General features: G+C 59.9%; 17 protein-coding genes. 5 read left to right on the top strand and 12 right to left on the bottom strand.

What is annotated here, in order from left to right:
• Nucleotides 1-70 precede the first annotated feature (70 nt).
• The 12 genes from ftsX to DW211_RS03265 form a co-directional block, all read right to left on the bottom strand.
• The gene (gene ftsX / locus DW211_RS03320; RefSeq protein WP_117778507.1) at nucleotides 71-991 is read right to left on the bottom strand and encodes a permease-like cell division protein FtsX; all 921 of its coding nucleotides are present in this window, start codon (nucleotides 989-991) and stop codon (nucleotides 71-73) included.
• Nucleotides 978-2,198: a cell division ATP-binding protein FtsE gene (gene ftsE / locus DW211_RS03315; protein ID WP_117759469.1), complete on the bottom strand. Its 1,221-nt coding sequence runs from the start codon at nucleotides 2,196-2,198 to the stop codon at nucleotides 978-980. The genes ftsX and ftsE overlap by 14 nt, the downstream gene beginning before the upstream one ends.
• Nucleotides 2,199-2,649: 451 nt before the next feature.
• Complete coding sequence (locus DW211_RS03310) at nucleotides 2,650-3,591, bottom strand: transketolase family protein (RefSeq protein WP_118259188.1); 942 nt, start codon at nucleotides 3,589-3,591, stop codon at nucleotides 2,650-2,652.
• Between the two features lies 1 nt (nucleotide 3,592).
• On the bottom strand, nucleotides 3,593-4,423 hold the full coding sequence (locus tag DW211_RS03305; protein WP_117820409.1) for a transketolase: 831 nt from the start codon (nucleotides 4,421-4,423) through the stop codon (nucleotides 3,593-3,595).
• 207 nt (nucleotides 4,424-4,630) lie between these two features.
• Entirely contained in the window at nucleotides 4,631-5,521 is an 891-nt protein-coding gene (locus tag DW211_RS03300; protein ID WP_117746564.1) for a YitT family protein, read from the bottom strand.
• Between the two features lie 166 nt (nucleotides 5,522-5,687).
• Nucleotides 5,688-6,836, bottom strand: a complete 1,149-nt coding sequence (prfB, locus tag DW211_RS03295) for a peptide chain release factor 2 (RefSeq protein WP_118259186.1) — start codon at nucleotides 6,834-6,836, stop codon at nucleotides 5,688-5,690.
• The gene (gene secA / locus DW211_RS03290; protein WP_118259184.1) at nucleotides 6,836-9,643 is read right to left on the bottom strand and encodes a preprotein translocase subunit SecA; all 2,808 of its coding nucleotides are present in this window, start codon (nucleotides 9,641-9,643) and stop codon (nucleotides 6,836-6,838) included. The genes prfB and secA overlap by 1 nt, the downstream gene beginning before the upstream one ends.
• Before the next feature lie 340 nt (nucleotides 9,644-9,983).
• The gene (rpmE, locus tag DW211_RS03285; protein ID WP_006235303.1) at nucleotides 9,984-10,409 is read right to left on the bottom strand and encodes a 50S ribosomal protein L31; all 426 of its coding nucleotides are present in this window, start codon (nucleotides 10,407-10,409) and stop codon (nucleotides 9,984-9,986) included.
• 367 nt (nucleotides 10,410-10,776) lie between these two features.
• Nucleotides 10,777-11,121, bottom strand: coding sequence for a hypothetical protein (locus tag DW211_RS03280; protein ID WP_117641063.1), 345 nt, complete (start codon nucleotides 11,119-11,121; stop codon nucleotides 10,777-10,779).
• Nucleotide 11,122: 1 nt separating this feature from the next.
• On the bottom strand, nucleotides 11,123-12,937 hold the full coding sequence (locus DW211_RS03275; protein WP_118259182.1) for an ABC transporter ATP-binding protein: 1,815 nt from the start codon (nucleotides 12,935-12,937) through the stop codon (nucleotides 11,123-11,125).
• Nucleotides 12,938-13,090: 153 nt separating this feature from the next.
• On the bottom strand, nucleotides 13,091-13,831 hold the full coding sequence (locus DW211_RS03270) for an ATP-binding cassette domain-containing protein (protein WP_117769450.1): 741 nt from the start codon (nucleotides 13,829-13,831) through the stop codon (nucleotides 13,091-13,093).
• A 5-nt stretch (nucleotides 13,832-13,836) separates the two neighbouring features.
• Nucleotides 13,837-16,059: a hypothetical protein gene (locus DW211_RS03265; protein WP_118259180.1), complete on the bottom strand. Its 2,223-nt coding sequence runs from the start codon at nucleotides 16,057-16,059 to the stop codon at nucleotides 13,837-13,839.
• 135 nt (nucleotides 16,060-16,194) lie between these two features.
• On the opposite strand from DW211_RS03265, the gene DW211_RS03260 reads away from it, so the two are divergent.
• The 5 genes from DW211_RS03260 to DW211_RS03240 all read left to right on the top strand — a co-directional run bounded on the left by DW211_RS03260 (nucleotide 16,195) and on the right by DW211_RS03240 (nucleotide 19,874).
• Complete coding sequence (locus DW211_RS03260) at nucleotides 16,195-16,707, top strand: DUF2975 domain-containing protein (RefSeq protein ID WP_006235293.1); 513 nt, start codon at nucleotides 16,195-16,197, stop codon at nucleotides 16,705-16,707.
• Nucleotides 16,708-16,716: 9 nt separating this feature from the next.
• The gene (locus DW211_RS03255) at nucleotides 16,717-16,968 is read left to right on the top strand and encodes a helix-turn-helix transcriptional regulator (RefSeq protein ID WP_006235292.1); all 252 of its coding nucleotides are present in this window, start codon (nucleotides 16,717-16,719) and stop codon (nucleotides 16,966-16,968) included.
• An 18-nt stretch (nucleotides 16,969-16,986) separates the two neighbouring features.
• Entirely contained in the window at nucleotides 16,987-17,694 is a 708-nt protein-coding gene (locus DW211_RS03250) for a site-specific integrase (RefSeq protein WP_255413557.1), read from the top strand.
• A 396-nt stretch (nucleotides 17,695-18,090) separates the two neighbouring features.
• Entirely contained in the window at nucleotides 18,091-18,378 is a 288-nt protein-coding gene (locus tag DW211_RS03245) for an ACT domain-containing protein (RefSeq protein ID WP_006235289.1), read from the top strand.
• Nucleotides 18,379-18,455: 77 nt separating this feature from the next.
• A complete protein-coding gene (locus tag DW211_RS03240) occupies nucleotides 18,456-19,874 on the top strand; it encodes a citrate synthase (protein WP_118259177.1) in 1,419 nt (472 codons plus the stop codon).
• Nucleotides 19,875-19,954 lie beyond the last annotated feature (80 nt).

The following is a 19,954-nucleotide window of genomic DNA, read 5'->3' as shown; positions in this document are numbered from 1 at the left end:
CCCTAGGGATCAAAAAAACGGGCCGCCCCATAAGAGACGACCCGTTGGAAGGGGTGAATTCCAGGCATGCCTACACGCGCAGGTAGCGGCGCATGGCGATGGCAGAACCAAAGAGACCGATAATCACGCCGACCAGAATCAGCGCAGCATAGGTCACAAGGTAGTACTGCATCGGCAGGGCAAACGACATCCAGCCGATGCTCTCCTGCAGACGCGGAATCATCAGATTACGCAGCAGCTCCAGAACGCCGATGGAAAGCAGCGAGCCCAAAATGGCCTGCAGTACGCCCTCGGTGATAAACGGGCCACGAATGAAGCCGTTGCTGGCGCCGACCAGACGCATAATCGCAATCTCACGACGACGCGCCGTGATGGACAGGCGAATCGTGTTGTTGATGAAGATGAATGCGATAAAGGTCAGAAGGCCAACGAGCACCACGGCGGCGATGCGGATGTAGTTGGTCACCTGGAACAGGCGGCTCACTTCCTCCTGGCCATACAGTACGCTCGCGTTGACGTCGCCGTCATCCGCGATCTTCTGGAAATCGGCGTTCTTCTTGAGCTTCTCTGCCGTGCTCTCGACCTTGGACGGATCGTCCATCTCAATTGCAAACGAAGCCGGCAGCGGGTTCTGGCCATCGAGCGCGCTCATGGTGGCGTCGGCGTTGCCCGACATCTTGCTCGTATACTCGGCCAGCGCGTCGTCCTTGTCCTTATAGGTCACGGACTTGACGTTATTCCACGTCTTAAGCTCGGCCTCAAAAGCCTGGACATCGGCCTGATCGGCGTCATCGCTAATGAACGCGTTGATGACAACCTGATCCTCGACGGTGCCGATCACGGAGTTCAGCATCGCGGAGCCCATGATGAACAGGCCGATGATAAACAGCGAAAGGAAGATCGTGATGACGGCGCCGAGCGAGGTAGTCCAGTTACGGAAGAAGTGACTGATTGCCTCTTTGAAGGAGTAGCCCACGTTAGTTGGTGCCATAGTTGCCGTAACCTCCCCTCTCCTGGTCGCGGATAACGTGGCCGCCCTCGAGGGCGATCACGCGACGGTGCATGCTATCGACCATCTCGCGGTCGTGCGTGGCGACGATCACGGTGGTGCCGGTACGGTTAATACGCTCGAGCAGCTTCATGATGCCCAGCGAGATCGCCGGGTCGAGGTTACCCGTGGGCTCGTCGCAGATCAGCAGCGGCGGACGGTTGACCATAGCGCGGGCGACGGCGACGCGCTGCTGCTCGCCACCGGAAAGCTGGTCGGGCAGCGAGTCCATCTGATCGGCCAGACCGACCAGACGCAGCACCTCGGGCACCTGGCTGCGAATGACGCCCTTGGGCTTGCCGATGCACTGCAGGGCAAACGCCACGTTTTCGTAGGCGGTCTTTTGCGGCAGAAGCTTAAAGTCCTGGAACACGGCACCGATCTGGCGACGCAGGAACGGAACCTTGCGGTTCTTGATCTTCATGAGGTCCTGACCGGCAACCAGGATGCGACCGCTCGTCGGCTTGACGTCGCGGTTGAGCGTCGACAGCAGCGTGGTCTTACCCGAGCCGGAGTGACCGACCAGGAAGACGAACTCGCCCGGATAGATCTCGATGTTGATGTCGTCAAGTGCAGGCTTGTTGGGCTGTGCCGGATAGATCTTGGTGACATGCTCCATAAGGATGACGGGCTCGACACCGGCCTGCTTGGCCATCTTCTTGCGGCTGGCCTGCGGATCGATGGGCGCAAACACCGACGTAAAATCGGGGTTGTTGAGCGCGTTATCGAGGCTTGCGACCTCGGCTGCCTGATCGCTCTCGACCACCGGGGCAGCAGGCTGCGTGGGATCGGGAATGGCGGCAAAGAGACCGGACTGCGCAGGCTGAGGAACCGGCGTCGCAGGGGCCATGGGGTCGGGAATGCCGGCCATGGTAGGCTGCGGTGTGGCGGCGCCAGCCTGAGGCTGCTCCACGCGAGCGGTCACGGCCTGAACGGGCTCAAAACCCGCCGTGCCGGAAAGCGCGACATCGCTGGTGGGATTGTAGGCAAAGGGATCGGATGCCGGCTGTGCCTGATCTGCCGGCTGAGTGGGGGCCTGAGCAACAGGCTGGCCCTCTGAATCCGGAGTGGCGAAACGACTGCCCTGGACGCCTGTCTGCGTCTTGGGGGCATCATCGCCCGCACCGGAGGTACGGAAGTGGTTACCCACTGGTGCTCCTTATCGTCGTGCGTTTAAACTACATGAGAGCTTTACATTTTAGCAGCATTAGCTTTGCTGCACATAAGAAGCATGGCGGGCTTTGGGATCCCACCGGCCGGGCGCAGGGCTACCTCCCAAATCGTCCTCGCGCATGGCCGGCATTTGTCCTGCTCCTGCGGAGCTGCGGACAAACGCCGGACTGCGCTGCGGAAAGATTTGGGAGGTAACCCTGCGCCCGGCCTGCGGCTACTATGGGGCCGACGCACCAACTTGAGATGCTGCGCATACAAAGTTGGAAGGGTCTGAATTGCACTTTGTTGGGATGGGCCCGTTTCCCCATGGGAACTTTGCTTGGCAGGACTCTAATTTAAATTCAACAAAAACAGGGGCGCCCTCTTTGGGGATGCCCCTGTTCTGGCTTGGATGTGGTTGTTGAGACGATACTTTACCTCGTCTTGCCTTATGCCAAGAACTCCTTGGTGGTCGCCACGATGTTGGCGGCGTCCAGGCCATACTTGTGCAAGAGCTCGGCGCCCGGGCCGGACTCGCCAAAGGTATCGTTGACGCCAATCTTCTTGAGCGGCGTCGGGCACTGCTCGCACAGGACATCAGCAACGGCGCTGCCCAGGCCACCGATCACAGAGTGCTCCTCGACGGTCACGACGTGGCCGGTCTTGGTGGCGCTCTTGACGATCAGGTCGGCATCGATGGGCTTGATGGTGTGCATGTTGATGACCTCGGCATCGATGCCCTTGGCAGCAAGCTGCTCGGCGGCCTCGAGAGCCTCGCCGACCATCAGGCCGCAGGCGATGATGGTGACGTCGGCGCCCTCGCGCATGACAATGCCCTTACCCAACTCGAACTTGTAGGTCTCGGGGTCGTTAATAACCGGCGAGGCCAGACGGGCGAAGCGCATGTACACCGGACCGTCGCACTCGTAGGCGGCGCGCGTCACGGCGCGGGCCTCGACGTCGTCGGCAGGAACGATAACGGTCATGCCGGGGATGACGCGCATCAGGGCGATATCCTCGCAGCACTGGTGTGTGGCACCGTCCTCGCCCACCGAGATACCAGCGTGCGTGGCACCGATCTTAACGTTGAGGTGCGGGTAGCCGATGGAGTTACGGACCTGCTCAAAGGCGCGGCCGGCGGCGAACATGGCAAAGGTGCTCGCGAAGGCAACGCGACCGGTGGTTGCGATACCGGCGGCAACACCCATCAGGTTGCTCTCGGCGATACCCACATCGAAGAAACGGTCGGGGCAGGCGGCCTTAAACTTACCGGTCTGCGTGGCGGCGGCCAGGTCGGCGTCGAGGACCACAAAGTCATCGTGCTCGTTGGCGAGCTCGACGAGGGCCTCGCCGTAGCTTACACGCGTGGCAATTTTCTTGACGTCTGCCATCCTAGAGCTCCTCTCCGGCGGCCGTGAGCTCTGCCATGGCCTGCTCAAACTGTTCATCGTTGGGGGCCTTGCCGTGCCAACCAACCTGGTTCTCCATAAAGGACACGCCCTTGCCCTTCAGGGTCTCGGCGATAATGGCGGTCGGCTGCCCCTTGGTGGCGCGAGCCTCGGCAAAGGCGGCGCGGATCTGGTCGAAATCGTTGCCGTCGGCAAGCTCCACCACGTGGAACTTGAAGGCGCGGAACTTATCGGCGAGCGGCATGGGGTCGTTGACTTCCTCGACGGGACCGTCGATCTGCAGGCCGTTGTGGTCGACGATCACGCAGAGGTTGTCGAGCTGCTGGTTGCCGGCAAACATGGCGGCCTCCCAGACCTGGCCCTCCTCGCTCTCGCCATCGCCCAGCAGGGCGTAGGTGCGATAGTCGTCGCCCCAGTGCTTGGCGGCAACGGCCATGCCCACGGCGGCGGAGATGCCCTGGCCGAGTGAACCGGTGGACATGTCAACGCCCGGAGTGTCGTTCATGTTGGGATGGCCCTGCAGGTGGCTGCCGATGTGGCGCAGCGTCTCAAGATCCTCCTTGGGGAAGAACCCGCGCTCGGCGAGCACGGCGTACAGACCCGGAGCGCAATGGCCCTTGGAAAGCACAAAGCGATCGCGGTCGGCCTTGCGGGGATCGGCCGGGTCGACGTTCATTTCCTCAAAGTACAGATAGGTCATGATGTCGGCAGCGCCGAGCGAACCGCCCGGATGGCCGGACTTGGCAGCGTGCACGCCGGTGACGATGCCCTTCCTTACCTCGTTGGCAACCTTTTTGAGCTCTTCGTCGCTCATTGTGCCTTCCTTTCATCCTCATTAGACAAAATGCGCACGGCACCGAAGGTAATCCCAACACAGCCGCAATGCACGTACGTCATTCATTATGCTGGAAACTGATGGCTTTACCAGAGTTTTTATCATTATTTGAACAATTTAGCAGGCAGAACCGCTGATGAAACGGTTTATCAATGTGAACGTCTTTTGGATGGGACGCGGTCGGCCCTACGCGCTAATGTCCTTGAATCCCTCGCCGAAAGCTTCCGTAACGTCGGCGACCGTCACAATGGCGTGAGGATCGCGCTCGCGCACGATCGTCTTGAGGGTATTGAGCTCTCGACGGTTCACGATGACCATGATCACCGGCTTCTCGGCACCCGAATACATGCCAGTCGCCTTAAACTTGGTACAACCACGACCCAGGCCATACATGATATCGGCAGCGATATCAGGGAACTTGTCCGAGATGATGAGTACCATACGGCGTTTGTTGCCACCATCGACCACGGCATCGATCACGTAGCCGCTAATGACCATCGAAAGGCCTGCATATAGTGCATTTTCGATTGAAAAGACCGGAGCCGACAGCGCGCATACGGCAACATCGATCGCCATGACGGTCGATCCCACGGGCAGCGAGGTATTACGCGAGATGATTTGGCCAATCGTGTCCGAGCCGCCGGTGTTGGCGCCGGCGCGCAGCACCATGCCGTAACCGATGCCTGTAATAATGCCGCCCCACATGGCAGGGAGCATCAGGTCCGCATCCGCCAGAGGTGCTACAAACGGGGCGAACAGATCGGTAAAGAAGCCCAGCAGCACAAAGCCCGTCGCGGTCTGCACCACGTAGAACATGCCGCCCTCGCGCATAACGACCAGCAACAGCAAGGCGTTCATCACGATCGTCTGAATACCAACGGGAAGCGATATGCCGCGCGATGCGCCGACCGCCTGGATAATGGTGGCAAGGCCCGTAACACCACCGGCAGCAAGGCCGTTGGGAATCAAAAACAGGTCGGTCGCAATAGCGGCCAGAGCGCACCCCAACATAATCTGGGGCAGGTCGTGAAAGAAGTTCATCGATAGAATGCGCTTGATGTCCAGACGATATGCCATGCTACCTCCCTCAAAAAAGCGCACCCAAACGGATGCGCTTCGAACTTCTTGCTGTATTCGATTCTACCGATTCGCCGAACAAAAACCACCCCTGCGCAGGGTTTGCTTTGGATACAAAACCACCCTGCTCGGAGGGTTTTATCCATTTCCACATAAACCGGGCGGTTTATGCAGATGGGATCTCTGCGTCAGCGTTGCCAGTGGCCCAGCGATGGTAGCCAATAACAAACGGGTCCAGGTCGCCATCGTCAAGAACTGCCTCGACGTTGCTGGTCTCAACGCCCGTGCGTAGGTCCTTAACCATCTGATACGGGTAGAGCACGTAGCTGCGGATCTGGTTGCCAAAACCAATCGTGGTTTTGGGTCCGCGAATCTCATCCAGGGCCTCGGCGCGCTTCTCGAGCTCAATCTCGTACAGGCGAGCCTTGAGGATCTGCATGCACGCGGCCTTGTTCTGGATCTGGCTGCGCTCGTTTTGGCAGGTGACCACAATGCCGCTGGGGAAATGCGTCACGCGCACGGCGGAGTCGGTGGTGTTAACGCCCTGACCGCCCGGGCCGCTCGCGTGGTACACGTCCACGCGGATGTCATCGGGACTGATTTCGATGTCGATATCATCGGGTAGCACGGGAATGACCTCGACGCCGGCAAACGTGGTCTGGCGGCGCTTCTTGTCGTCGGTGGGGCTAATGCGAACCAAGCGGTGGACGCCGGCCTCGGCGCGCAGCATGCCAAATGCGTCCTTGCCCTCGACGGTAAAGGTCGCGCGGTCGATGCCGATGACCTCAGCAGCGGGGCAGTCGTTAATCGTGACCTTCCAGCCGCGACGCTGGCAGTACTTCATGTACATCTTAAAGAGCATGAAGGTCCAGTCCTGGGCCTCCAGACCACCCTGTCCGGGCTTGATGGTCACAATGGCATCGCCGTGATCGAACTCACCGGTAAACCAGCTCGAAAGCTCAAGCTCATCGATGGCACGGGCCAGGCGCTCAGCCGTGGCTGTAGCCTCCTCGCGAAGGGCGGCGGCATCGGGGTCATCCCCCATCTCCTCGGCAAGCTCCAGCGCGGCGCGGGCATCGGAAAGCTCGCCGCGCGCGTTGTCTACGGCAGCGATATCTTCCTTGGTGCGCGCGATTTCCTCCATGGTGACACGGGCGGCGTCGGCGTCATCCCAAAAGCCGGGGGCCACGCTTTTGGCCTCGAGCTCGGTCACGCGCGTGCGCTTTTCGTCCAAGTGGAGATACGACTCGACCTCGCCGAGCCGGTCCGCAAACGCGTCCAGCTCGGCGGGCGTTACCTCTAAAGCCTCAGCCATTAACGATTCCTGCCGTGGCAGTACTTAAACTTCTTGCCGCTACCGCAGGGGCACGGGTCGTTGCGGCCCACGTTGACGTACGGATCGTCGCTCTCGGACTTGCGATAGGTGGTCACCTTGCCACCGTTGTTGACGGCAGCCGGTCCGCCCTGGACAGCCGTGCGGGCCTGCACCTGCGCCTGCTTGCGCAGCACCGAGTCGCCGTTATCACCATCGACCTCGGCAGGACCGGAGAAGCGCGCGCCCTCGAGCGCGGGCTCCTCCTTGTGCTCCACGGCACGCGGGGCAGCCTTGATCTCGATGCGCAGAACCGTGCGCAGGTAATCCTCATACATGGTATCGACGAGTATCTGGAACGCGCCGTAGGCCTCGGTCTTGTACTCAACCAGCGGGTCGCGCTGGCCAAAGCCGCGCAGCCCGATGCCGGTCTTGAGGTAGTCCATCTCCTGCAGGTAGTTCATCCAGCGGGTATCGATGACGCGCAGCATGACCTGGGTGTTGAGCTCGCGCATCAGGTCCTCGCCCAAGCGCTCGGCCTTCATGTTGTAGCACTTCTCTACGTAAGCCAGGACATCGGCAGCCAGGGCCTCATAATCCTCGTCGGGGAACTTCGGCGTATCGATGTGGCCGGTGAGCTCCACAACCCACTTGCGCAGGCCCTCCAGGTCGCGCTCGCCATCGTGACTGTCCTTGGTGCAGAACTCCTGCACGCAGCGGTACACGGTGTCGTGCATGACCTCGGTGATGTGGTCGGTCAGGTCCTTGCCGTCCAGAATCTTATTGCGCTCGGCGTAGATGACCTGGCGCTGCTTGTTCATGACGTCGTCGTACTCAAGGACGCTCTTACGCATGGAGAAGTTGATGCTCTCGACCTTGTGCTGTGCGCTCTCGACAGCCTTGGAGATGATCTTGTGCTGGATGGGCATGTCGTCGCCCATGTCGGCCGTGACCATCATCTTGGAGACGCGGTCCATCTTGTCGCCGCCGAACAGGCGCATGAGGTCGTCCTCGAGCGACAGGTAGAACTGGGTCTCGCCCGGATCGCCCTGACGGCCGGAGCGGCCGCGCAGCTGGTTGTCGATACGACGGGACTCGTGGCGCTCGGTGCCGATAACGGTCAGGCCACCGGCGGCAAGCACGCGCTCGCGCTCGGCCTTGCAGGTCTCCTTGGCCTCGGCGTTAAACTGCTCGAGCTGCTCGGGCGTCACGTCCTCCATGGTCAGGCCCTCGTACTCCAGGCGCTCGCGCACCAGCTCGTCGGGGTTGCCGCCCAGCAGGATGTCGGTACCGCGGCCGGCCATGTTGGTGGCGATGGTCACGGCGCCGTAGCGTCCGGCCTGGGCAACGATGTGGGCCTCGCGCTCATGGTGCTTGGCGTTGAGGACCTCGTGAGCGATGCCGCGCTTGGTAAGGGCGGCGGACAGCTTCTCGGAGCTCTCGATGGAGACGGTGCCCACCAGGACCGGCTGGCCCTTGGCGTGACGCTGCTCGACATCGTCGGCGACGGCGTTGTACTTAGCCTGAATGGTGCGGTAGACCAGGTCCTCGTGGTCCACGCGCTGCACGGGCTTGTTGGAGGGGATGACCTCGACGGGCAGCTTGTAGATCTCGCGGAACTCGGCGTCCTCGGTGAGTGCCGTACCGGTCATGCCGGAGAGCTTGTCATACAGACGGAAGTAGTTCTGCAGAGTAATGGTGGCCAGGGTCTGGTTCTCCTCGCGTACGAGCACGCCCTCTTTGGCCTCGATGGCCTGGTGCAGGCCCTCGGAGTAACGGCGGCCTTCCATAATGCGGCCGGTGAACTCGTCGACGATCTTGACCTCGCCGTTGGTGACCACGTACTGCTTATCGCGGTGGAACATGTACTGGGCCTTCAGCGCCTGTTGCAGGTGGTTGACCAGCTGACCCGAAAGGTCGGCGTAGATGTCATCGATACCCAGGCGGCGCTCGATCTTCTTAAGACCGCGCTCGGTGGCGGCGATGGTATGCTTGGCCTCGTCCATGACGTAGTCGCCCGTGGGTTCAACGTCCTCGGTGGCGGTAAGCATGTCGTGCGACACGTCCTCGCCGCGCTCAAGGCCACGCACGGCACGCGCGAAGTCCTTGTAGGTACTGGCGGACTTAGTGCCGGCGCCCGAGATGATCAGCGGGGTGCGGGCCTCATCGATCAGGATGGAGTCAACCTCGTCGACGATGGCGTAGTTGTGGCCGCGCTGCACGCGCTGCTCGGGACGGGTAACCATGTTGTCGCGCAGGTAATCAAAGCCGAACTCGGAGTTGGTGCCGTAGGTGACGTCGGCCTGGTAGGCCGGGCGCTTGAGCTCGAGCGGCATGTTGTTCTGGAGCAGACCGACGGTCATGCCCAGGTACTTATAGATGCGGCCCATCCACTCGGAGTCACGCTTGGCAAGGTAATCATTGACAGTAACGACGTGCACGCCCTTGCCAGCAATAGCGTTGAGATAGCCGGCCAACGTGGAGACGAGGGTCTTACCTTCGCCGGTCTTCATCTCGGCGATGTGGCCCTCGTGCAGTGCCATGGCGCCAATGAGCTGCACGTCAAAGTGGCGCATACCCATGGTGCGCTTGGAAGCCTCACGCACGGTGGCAAAGGCCTCGGGGAGCATGTCGTCGAGCGACTCGCCGTTGGCGTAACGCTCGCGGAACTTATCGGTCTGGCCGCGGAGTTGGTCCTCGGTCATCTTCTCAAACTGGGGCTCAAGACCGTTGATCTGGTCGACGATCTTGTAGTAGCGCTTAAGGTCCTTATCGGATCCAAAGGACAGCAGCTTTGACATGAATCCCATGTTGTTTCCTTTTTGGCCATCGCCCGTGCCATGCAGCTCCGAGCGAGTTAAACACAGATAGTTGTACTTTAGCCAAACAGGACGCACCCTATGCGGTCGACCTCAACCGCCACGTAATAACTACGACCAACCTGCCAAAAAGGGACTGGTTTATTTTGGCAGCTTTTATCTGGGAAAACGCCGTCTCTCTGCCATTTGGTGCAAACCAACCTGTCCCCTCCGCACCAATCTGGTGCAATGGGGACGAGCTAGCTTGCACCAATAAAAAGAAAAGGGCCGCGCACCCAAACGGATGCACGGCCCTTATGCCATGAATGCGAGCGATTCCTCGGCGAGCTATTTACTCAGCAGCCTCGGTGGTCTCGGCCTCGGCAGCGGCCTCCTCGACGGGAGCCTCTGCGGGAGCCTCGGCGGCCTGCTTGGCAGCCTCCTCGGCAAACTTAGCAGCACGCTTGGCCTTCTCGGCAGCCTTAGCCTCAGCGGCGGCCTTGCGAGCGGCCTCGGCCTCAGCAGCCTTGGCAGCCTTGGCAGCCTTGGCCTCCTCGGCCTTCTTGAGCTGGGCGGCAGCGGCGCCACCGAACTTGTCGGCGAAGCGCTGGACGCGTCCACCGGTGTCGACGAACTTCTGCTGGCCGGTGTAGAACGGGTGGCACTCGTTGCAAAGCTCGACCTTCATCTCGGACACGGTAGCGTGCGTCTTGAAGGTGTTGCCGCAGGAGCACGTCACCGTGCACTCGACATACTGGGGATGGATACCCTGCTTCATGGTAGGACTCCTTATTGGTCAGGCGCTGGTTACCGATCAGCGCATAAGGCGTCTTGGTTTCCGACCAAGACAACAAACTCGGCTATGGTACCACGGCGCCGCGTGTCCCACAAAAGGTTCACGGTCTTTTCGGAACGACACGAATCTGACCCATCGAAACACATCTCCACCGTTCCTTCAACTGGGAAAATGCCGTCCCCGGGGCCTGAGAAGGGCCCCGGGGACGTTCGACTGACTGCGGGAACGGCCTTTCCGCTCAATGTGTTCGGCTGAGATCGGAAATCAACCAAACTGAACTAGGTTCAGTTGACATGGTTAAAAACGAGGGGCGACGCTTTTGCGTCACCCCTCGTCCCGGCCGGTTGCTTTAGTTGTACACACGGTAGTTACACTTGAACTGGGTTATGTGTCCATAGTTGGAGCGGTACCAACCCGACGTATAGCTGATTGCCTCTGCGCCTAGATAGTCGTAGCCCTTGTTGTAGCGAAGCTGACGGTAGATCGTGTCGTACTCTGCTACGTAAAACGTGTCTCCAGAGAAGGCTTTGTACCGGTCCTTAACCGTCGAAGCCATGTACGCGGGTTCGACATCGCCTTTCTCCCCGTTGAGCGCATAGACGGGTGCCGCGATTCCGCATAAAGCCGTTGCCACGAGGATGGCGTAGACAGCCATGCGCGACGCATTGGACTTCAGCTGTTCAAATAGTTTCATGTCATTCACCTCGCTCGTATGTATCGAGGTATTCCTGCTTGAGCGTCTGCGAGGACGACTTGATCTTTTCCACGAGCGTGCCGGCCTCGATGAAGTAGAACGAGTTGGTGAGGTCTGCCAGGTCGTCGAGCAGATGGCTTGAAATGAGCACGCTTCGTCCCCGCGCCACCTCGCTGCGCATCGCGTCGCAGGAGGTTTTCCGCTTTCCCGGATCGAGGCCGTTCAGCGGTTCATCGAGGATAAGGTACGGGCAATCGGTCGATATCGCCATGGCAAGCTTTACCTGCTGCTTCATTCCTGTCGAGAGTTTACGGGTCGGCTTGTCGAGATATGGGGAGATTCCGAGGGAGCTGCAGAGCGAGTCGATGTCGGCGGCCGATTTCCACGCCTCCCTAACGAAAGCAAGGTGCTCGATGGCCGATAGCGTGGGATAGAGATCCGCGCTGCCCGAAGAGCTCAGGTAGACGAGTTCTGCAAATTCGGCTGATCGACGTTGGCAGATTCCGTCTGCCGCCAGGCTTCCCGAGCGGATGCGGGTGGGAAATTGGCCCGACAGCGCTTCAAGAAGGGTGGTTTTCCCCGAGCCGTTGGGAGCAATGAGGCCCGCCGCCGTTCCCGGGCTCAGGAAAAGCGATCCGATTGAAAGTATCGTCGTGCTTCCGTATCCCACGCTCACGTCCAGAAGCTCGAGCCCATGGTGCTTTTTCGCGGGTCCAGGCTGTTTGGGGGAACGTGTCGCAACGGCGCCGACCGCAAAAAAGACTGCGACGTATATCAGGGCCACGGCAAGCATCGATGCGCTGCCTGAACCGGAGTCAATGAATTCTGTCGGGAAGCATCCTACGTAACCCGTTGCCTCGATAGGCGAGAACACGGCCAGCGGCAGGAGATTGAGCGCGGCGTTATGCCCCAGTGCCGAATCGGACAGTAGCGGGAATACCGGGGCCGCGACAAGCAGCGCGGAGGCAAGGGGGCCTGCGAGGACGCGCCTCGTTGCGGTCGATAGGACGGCGGAGCAAACGGATATCAAGGTTCCGCCCGCAAGAAGCGCGAGAAGCAGGGCTGTGAAGACGTTTCCCGCGGTCGTGGTGGTAAGCGCGCCGTCATGGAAGAAGGCGATCGGGTACCCAATTTGCCCGAAGCCGTTTAGGGCCAAGGCGTAAATGCCCCCGGGTGCGAGGCCGGCGAGGAGCATCGCGGCCCCCGCGGCGATTATCGAAAACACGATCTGGATAAGGCGCCGGAATTTGGGCACGGGCGCCTTTGCCGCCAGGGTCCCGGGCCTTGTGGCGCCGAGCACGAGTATCGACGAGAGAAGGAAGGGGATGAAGGGAAGGAAAGACGGCGCCGTGGCAATGGCGTAAGGCAGGAAGGAAAGGAATGGCAGGTCGTTTGCGGAGGCCGGGATATCCGTGATGCCGGAGCTGCTCAGGGCACGGCAATATGCGAGCGCTGCGTCATTGGTCTCTCGGTCTCCCACGATGGACCCGGATTGGAAGCCTTCGCCCATGAGCGCGTAGTAGCTCTCGGCAGAATCGAGAAAGGCGGCGTCGGTTTGAGCGGCAAGGGCGGCGTTCGCGTATCTTGCAAGCTCCGCGTCATTTTGCTGCTCTGGAGATAGGTCTGTGCCGCTGGCCTGGGGCGCGCGCGTATTGAATGCGTCGACAAAGCCCTGCATGCCCTGCTTCATAAAGAAGGGGCCGTAAATGGGTGAATTGAACGCAATGGGGATGGAGAAGGCTGCAGCGAGAACGAGCGTAGAGATCCATACGGCCTTGTCTCTTAGGATTAGTTTGAGAAGAAGTCGACAGTACATTTAGAAGCACCTACGTTCCTCAAAGAATTGTTAGATTAAAAGTAACAGACCGGATGAAGATACGTGCGACGGGGGCGAGGCGAATGGCTGAGCGGTATCGATATGCGGGTTCAACGGTATCACATTGGCCACATAGATTTTCAACTTGCATTTCTACCCGCCCTTTTCGTAGAGTCGCCGATACGTGCTTAGCGCACCCTCGGCGCGTCCGGCAGGCTTTGCGAAATGGGATCCAGGAGACTTCGGCGCAGCATCATCTTGCGGAATGCTTCTAATGAGCCTCCCATCCTTCAAAAACAGAATCTCATCGCACAGCCTATCGACCGAATCCAAGATGTGGGATGACATGATGATGCACGTACCAGAATCGGCCAGCTTCCTGAGAATCTCGGAATGCAAGTCCACCCTGCTGGGGTCGAGCGCGTTCATGGGCTCATCTAATAGAAGGTACCGCGCGCCCGTCGCATACGCAATCGCCAGGGTAAGCTGCTGCTTCATGCCCTGGCTCAGAGTGCGGATCCTCATCTTCGCGAACTCGCCTATCTGCGTTTGTTCCACTATCTCTTCGATATCGCGAGCATGCGGCCACATATCGCAAACCATCTTGAGGTGATCTTCCGCACGCAATCCGGGATACAGCAGCGTCCCCTCACCAGGTGCATAGAAGATCATAGAACGGACCTCTCTCGCACCCGTACCCTGCACCTCATCCAGAACGATGCTCCCGTCCACGCGAGGACCCGGCAAACCTGCCATCGCACGCAGCAACGTCGTCTTTCCATGCCCGTTCGGAGCGACGAGACCGTAGACCGTACCCGGGGCAAACTCAGCGTTCACCGAATCTACGAGCACCTTCTTTCCATAAGAGATCGTCAGCGTTTGAAGGTCAATCATCGAGATCATCCCCTTTCGATCTTTGGAACACTCAGGCGCACCATCAACGGAGATACGGCGCCCAAGACCACCAGCAGAGCGCCCGATGCGCCGACGACCTCTCCAAAAGGCATCGCGTTCGTCCCTCGCCCAAGGAACCCAATCGTCCCCACCTGGGAAGCGGGATCAAACGAGGCGAATGGAGCCAGCAGCGCGACGCCCATGCCCACGCTTTCAACATGAGCGCTCAACGAACCCAACACCAAGAGAACCGCGCAAACCATTCCGGTGACAACGGGGTTGCGGCTAATCGCTGCTGTCAACGCAGCGACGACGGAAATCACGCCGTATGCCATGACCAGCAACGGAATACTGCACAACACCGCCTCCCCCACCGTGGACGTTGTCGAAGCTCCCGCCCGAATGAGAGCGACGGGATACTCCGATCCACCCGCACCGTTCTTAATCACGGACACAACGACAGCGGGAACCATCGACACCAAAAGCAGCACCAAGCCAAGCAGGAGAGCCAGCGCAACAGCCGTCAGAAAACGCACATGCGCTGTTGCGGGGATCTGGAGAACCAGAAGGGAACGACACTGCAGGTGGGTGCACGCGAGCGATGTGACAACCACGGGCAACAGCAAAAATAAGGAGGGAAGTACTGCCTGGAGATACGAAAGGAGGATTAATGGGGGCATCTTCGTACTTAACTCGTAAACCTTGGGGTCCGGCAAGCTCGCGATCGACTCAAGCAGAAGGGCGCGCGCCTCCGCACGAGAAGGAGTCTCAGGCTCGATTCCGATCGATTGCAGGAGAGTCGCATCTGCCGCGCCCAGCTCACCTCGAGCGCGCTCGTACGTCGCAAGGCTTCGAAACCCCTCCGCAGGCATAGGCGCGTACACGAAACCCGAAAGAGCATCCCGCATGTCTTCCAGGGCCGCTTTGCCCTCGACGTCCATATTCGCAGCGTTCTGCTCTAGATACCGATCTATTGAACGGAGCTCCCCATCCCTATACCGAACAGCGGAAACGTTATCAGCGTCAGGAAACATCTCGACCAGAGCCGGGGCCAGCATCGTCGTCGACATTGCAATCGCGCATACGGCGAGGGTAGGAGAACGCAGGAGCAGTTTCCCCATCGTTCTTACGTATGCAACGGCGGAGGCACAAGCGCTCGAACGAGTTGCCGTTCTCGATGCAGTGAAGGAACCTCTCTCAAGACAAATCGGGGATATCGGGCACGCGCAGCCGCTCTTTCCAGCAACGCAAAGCAGGCTAATTGCCAGCACCTCGATCCCGATTGCGCATACGAGGGCAATCGCGCCACGCTCGAAGCAAAGTCCAGGCAGATTCACTATCTGCGTTGTCGGGTACGGGCTATAGGCGCCGACGGTCAACTCAGTGTTCGCATACGTAAGGGGATTCAACAGGGCGAACTCACGTAAAGCGATGGATCTTCCGTAATACCCGGGAACCATCGTCACCCCCATCAGGGCACATACGAACACGATTCCAAGCGTAGGGTTATTGGCAATCTTCACGGCAAGGTGAACGACAAGCGAGATGAACGCTGCCACCAAGAATTGCAAGATGGCCGTCTGCGCGAACACCAGCCAAGCCGGTTTGATAACCGGAGTCGCATATTGAATGTAGCCTATCGGATAGAACGGCGAGCCCGGGCCATTCTTCACAAGCGCGGCGATTATCCCTGGAAGATTGATGGCGAGGACGGCAAGCATTGCAAAAACACTCGCCCATACGCTCGATGCAACAAGTCTACCCAGCTCGCCCATCGGTGCCTGGATGATGAGCTTTTCACGTTTGTTAAGACGCGCGGCAAGGAACGAGACGGCAACGGCCGTTGCGACCCATAGCAAGTACTCCTTCGATCCGTCATAATAGGTGTACTCTCCATCCGATATCTGCAGAAACGGAAGTAGGGGAGAGAGCGGTGCCAAGATAAGACGTCCCGCGGCAAGAGGGTACAGAAGCGCGGGCATGCTTGATGAAGAGGTATAGACACCGTCCTCCCCCGCATTCACAAGCGCATCCGCATAGGATGCTGACAATTCCTGCTCAACACGGGTTATTCCCGACTCGAGGTATTCGACCCGTCCGTCGATGCCAGCCGCGCTCCTGAAGACGGGCAGAGCACAAAGAACCATCAACGCAACAACGACAACACAGAGCGACCTGGAGGAGAGAAGCGACCTAAAGATCGCCTTCGAGATTTTGAGCATATTCATCGCCAACCTTAACCTCATCCAGTCGGAACAGAGGGGCCGAACAAAATGCTCGGCCCTTATTACTTGCCGGCAAAGTCAATTTAACATAAACTGTTAAAAAGTAACCTGAGTTTTTTAAATTCTTCGGAGGTTATTATGAGTTCCGACAATCGCACTCCCCGGCTTCATTCCTTCCGCATCGCATGTGCGATAGCCTCTGCGACCCTTTGCGCCACCGCCATCGCACAAGTGGCGTTCTCCTTAAAGCCAGCAATCGAAGTGCTCGACAACCCTGTAATTGCAGACTCCCCCGCGTATCCAGCCCTTGCGATCTCGACATTGGTCCCTGCCGTCATCGGTATCGCTACGACCATCCTCAGCGCCGTTCTCGTGTGGACGATCAAGAGCGGAGACCCCTTCAAGAAAGGGTCTGCGACATGCTTGAAGGTGCTCGGCATTCTCTTCGTTGTTCAAGCTGCCACCAGCCTCTACGCCGGCTCACTCAAAACCTCCGTTTCGATGTTTGGCGGCGAGGGGGCCGTCGGCGCCCAAGAGATCGCTTCATCATTCGATTGGACCTCTCTGGTTCTCGGCATCGTCCTGTTCATGCTTTCCCAGCTCTTCTTGTACGCCCGAGAGCTGTACCTCGACTCCGACGAGATTGCGTAAGGAAACGCCATGCCCGTAATTGTTCGCCTCGACAAGATCATGGCCGAGCGAAAGATTTCCTCGAACGAACTTGCCGAAAGGATTGGAACCACGCCCGTGAACCTGTCCCGTATTAAAAAAGGGCATATTCGCGGCATTCGCTTCAACACACTCGAGCAGCTATGCCTCGCCCTTCGTTGCCAACCCGGAGACCTTCTCGAAGTCATGAGCGAAGAGGATGCCCGAAAGGAGTTCGGACTCGATTGGTCCGCCGAGGATTAGAGGGCGGTCGTACTCGCCCTGCACACGGGGATGCGAATCGGCGAGGTCTGCGGCCTTCGGTGGTGCGATGTGGATTTCGAGACGGGCCTGATCTCGATCAGACACTCGGTGGCGTACGCGAAGGGAATGGGTTCGTTCATCAAGGACACCAAGACCCATGACGCCAGGGGTATCCCCATCGACCCGGTCGGCCTACTCCCCTTCCTGAAGGAGACCCACGAGATCGACTGCGGAAAGCTGCGCTTGCGCGGCCTTACCGGGGCGGTCGAGATCGGGGACTGCTACATCCTGTCGGAGCCGGGCGCGACCTTCGCGACGACAGGCTATATCCGCAGGGCGTTCAAGACGTTCTCGGAGACCAACGGCCTCATGGGCACCAACGACGAGCTGATCACGTTCCACGGCCTTCGCTACACGTTCGCAACGCAGTGGATCCGCCAAGGCGGCGATATCAAGGCGCTCCAATCGATCCTCGGCCACAAGGACGCCATGGCGACGCTCAACGTCTACGCCGACATCGAGCCCATCTCCAAAATCCATAACATGCTGCGCGCCACGCCGTGCCTTTGGCGCGGGCACCTCGGGCCGAGGGTCGATCCGGGTCCCATGTTCCAACAGAGGATCCAGGAGTCCATCGAGACGCTCCAGGCGTTCGGCTACGGCATCACCGAGCCGGACGACCGAAATATCGCCATACGCGACGTGAAGACGAACAGTTGGCTCTAGCTCACCGAGTACGCGGCAGTGCTGGGCCCATCCCAACTGAGGTCACGGTGGTCCGATAGGGGCGCCGCCCGCGGCATGCGCCGCGGAGCGGTATCCCCTACCGAAGGGCGGGGATGCCCTCCGCTTCCAGTTCGGAATCAGCCGTCGGAGGCGTTCGGCTGACTGCGGGAACGGCCTGTCCGCTCAATGTGTTCGGCTGAGATCGGAAATCAACCCAACACGAGCCGGACACGCGCCAGACGGCTCTTCCCCGTACGGCCTTCCCCCTTACGCTCATGTTGCAGGCATGTAACGCCGCAGCGAGCGCGCCTTTTTTGCGCCAGACAGGTACAATGATGAACACTGTACCGTAGCGGAGCGCCCCGCGCGCGCCGCAATCACGCGAAAGGGTTTCCCATGGCCGAGATCTCGTCCTCCCGTATCGTCATCACCGTCCTTGGCAAGAACCGCCCCGGCATCGTCGCCGGCGTCACCCGTGTCCTGGGCGAGGCCAACGTCGACATCCGCGACATTACGCAGTCCATTATCGAGGACATCTTCACCATGACCATGCTGGCCGACACCGCCGAGTCCAAGCTCGATTTCGCCGAGCTGCAGAAGGCCCTGGCCGAGGCCGGCGAGCTTTCGGGCGTCAACGTGTCCATCCAGCGCGAGGACGTCTTTAACTTTATGTACCGCCTGTAGCGAGCAAGCCGCTGGGGATAGCCTGACGCGCGCATGCCCATGCAAGTCACCCCGATGCGGCCCGGAGAGGAGCGCGCATGGCCTACGACGCCAAGAAAATCTATTACCGCTTCGATGACCACTTGAGCCGCCTGGTTCTGGATTACGAGGCGAGCCGTCAGATTTCGCCCGAAAGCGAAAACCTCTACCACGGCCTGCCGACCGACCCTTATGACGAGGACCTGTTTGTCGAGCACAATGTCAAGCGCGGCCTGCGCAATGCAGACGGTTCGGGCGTGGTCGCGGGCCTCACTCGCATCTCGGATGTGCATGGCTACAACAAGGTCGACGGTAAGGTCGTGCCCGATCAGGGCAAACTCACGCTTCGTGGCTACAGCATCGAGGATCTGGTCAACAACGCCCAGGCCGAGAATCGCTACGGCTACGAAGAGGTCGCTTATCTGCTCATTACGGGCTCTCTGCCCACCAAGGAAGAGCTTGACGGTTTTTGCGAACGTCTGGGTGCTTTTAGGCACCTGAGCGACGAGTACGTTAAAGAGTTCCCTATGACCACGGTGTCGTCGAGCATCATGAACGTGCTCCAGCGCGCCGTACTGCTGCTCTACGCCTTCGATGCCGAACCAGACGTGATCACGCCCGAGCACGAAATCGACGTCGCCATTTCCATGCTCGCACGTCTCCCGCGCATCGCCGCCTTCGCACACATGGCCTCGGTCGCCAAGCTTCGCGGCTCCGAGGTTCACGTGCCGCACCCTACGCCCGGTCTCTCCACCGCCGAGACCATCCTACAGGTCCTGCGCGGCGGCATGGCGTTCACCCGCGATGAGGCGATGCTGCTCGACGTTATGCTCATGCTGCATGCCGAGCACGGCGGCGGCAACAACTCCACCTTCGCTTGCCGCGTGCTGTCGTCTTCGGCCACCGACCCGTATTCCGCCTACGCCGCGGCTATCGGCTCGCTCAAGGGCCCGCGCCACGGTGGTGCCAATGCCAAGGTCGTGTCTATGCACGAGGACATCCGCGCGCATGTCTCCAACTGGGAGGACGAGGACGAGGTCGCGGCCTACCTGGGCAAGATCCTCGACAAGCAGGCCTTCGACGGCACGGGCCTCATCTACGGCATGGGCCACGCCGTCTATACGCTCAGCGACCCGCGCGCCGAGGTCTGCCGTCGTTACGCGCGCACACTTGCCGCCAAGAAGAACCTGGGCGATGAGTTCGCGCTCATCGAGCGCATCGAGCGCCTGGCACCCCAGGTCATGCGCGACCACGGCATGACCAAGCCCATCTGCGCCAACATCGACCTGTACACGGGCTTTATCTACAAGATGCTCGGCGTGCCCGAAACGCTCTTTACGCCGCTATTCGCCGTCGCCCGCATGGCCGGCTGGTCGGCACACCGCATGGAAGAGCTCTTCTGCGCGCACCGTATCATCCGCCCCGCCTATCGTCCGGTGATCGAGCCGCTGGAGTACAAGCCGCTCGCCGACCGCTAGGACGCGGACCGTTATAGAACTCGAGCGTGGCCAGGGACCCAAGCCCTCGGCCACGCTTTTTATGCCAGTAGAAGGGGCTG

It is taken from the genome of Collinsella sp. AM18-10 (assembly GCF_003471585.1).
Lineage (GTDB): Bacteria > Actinomycetota > Coriobacteriia > Coriobacteriales > Coriobacteriaceae > Collinsella.
This window is presented reverse-complemented; position numbering and strand designations above follow the sequence as displayed.

Excerpts from the sequence above, each read along its gene's own strand:
- ftsX (WP_117778507.1), bottom strand. The coding sequence starts at position 991 with ATGGCACCAACTAACGTGGGCTACTCCTTCAAAGAGGCAATCAGTCAC.
- DW211_RS03310 (WP_118259188.1), bottom strand. The coding sequence starts at position 3,591 with ATGGCAGACGTCAAGAAAATTGCCACGCGTGTAAGCTACGGCGAGGCC.
- DW211_RS03305 (WP_117820409.1), bottom strand. The coding sequence starts at position 4,423 with ATGAGCGACGAAGAGCTCAAAAAGGTTGCCAACGAGGTAAGGAAGGGC.
- DW211_RS03300 (WP_117746564.1), bottom strand. The coding sequence starts at position 5,521 with ATGGCATATCGTCTGGACATCAAGCGCATTCTATCGATGAACTTCTTT.
- prfB (WP_118259186.1), bottom strand. The coding sequence starts at position 6,836 with ATGGCTGAGGCTTTAGAGGTAACGCCCGCCGAGCTGGACGCGTTTGCG.
- secA (WP_118259184.1), bottom strand. The coding sequence starts at position 9,643 with ATGGGATTCATGTCAAAGCTGCTGTCCTTTGGATCCGATAAGGACCTT.
- rpmE (WP_006235303.1), bottom strand. The coding sequence starts at position 10,409 with ATGAAGCAGGGTATCCATCCCCAGTATGTCGAGTGCACGGTGACGTGC.
- DW211_RS03280 (WP_117641063.1), bottom strand. The coding sequence starts at position 11,121 with ATGAAACTATTTGAACAGCTGAAGTCCAATGCGTCGCGCATGGCTGTC.
- DW211_RS03275 (WP_118259182.1), bottom strand. The coding sequence starts at position 12,937 with ATGTACTGTCGACTTCTTCTCAAACTAATCCTAAGAGACAAGGCCGTA.
- DW211_RS03270 (WP_117769450.1), bottom strand. The coding sequence starts at position 13,831 with ATGATTGACCTTCAAACGCTGACGATCTCTTATGGAAAGAAGGTGCTC.
- DW211_RS03265 (WP_118259180.1), bottom strand. The coding sequence starts at position 16,059 with ATGAATATGCTCAAAATCTCGAAGGCGATCTTTAGGTCGCTTCTCTCC.
- DW211_RS03260 (WP_006235293.1), top strand. The coding sequence starts at position 16,195 with ATGAGTTCCGACAATCGCACTCCCCGGCTTCATTCCTTCCGCATCGCA.
- DW211_RS03255 (WP_006235292.1), top strand. The coding sequence starts at position 16,717 with ATGCCCGTAATTGTTCGCCTCGACAAGATCATGGCCGAGCGAAAGATT.
- DW211_RS03245 (WP_006235289.1), top strand. The coding sequence starts at position 18,091 with ATGGCCGAGATCTCGTCCTCCCGTATCGTCATCACCGTCCTTGGCAAG.
- DW211_RS03240 (WP_118259177.1), top strand. The coding sequence starts at position 18,456 with ATGGCCTACGACGCCAAGAAAATCTATTACCGCTTCGATGACCACTTG.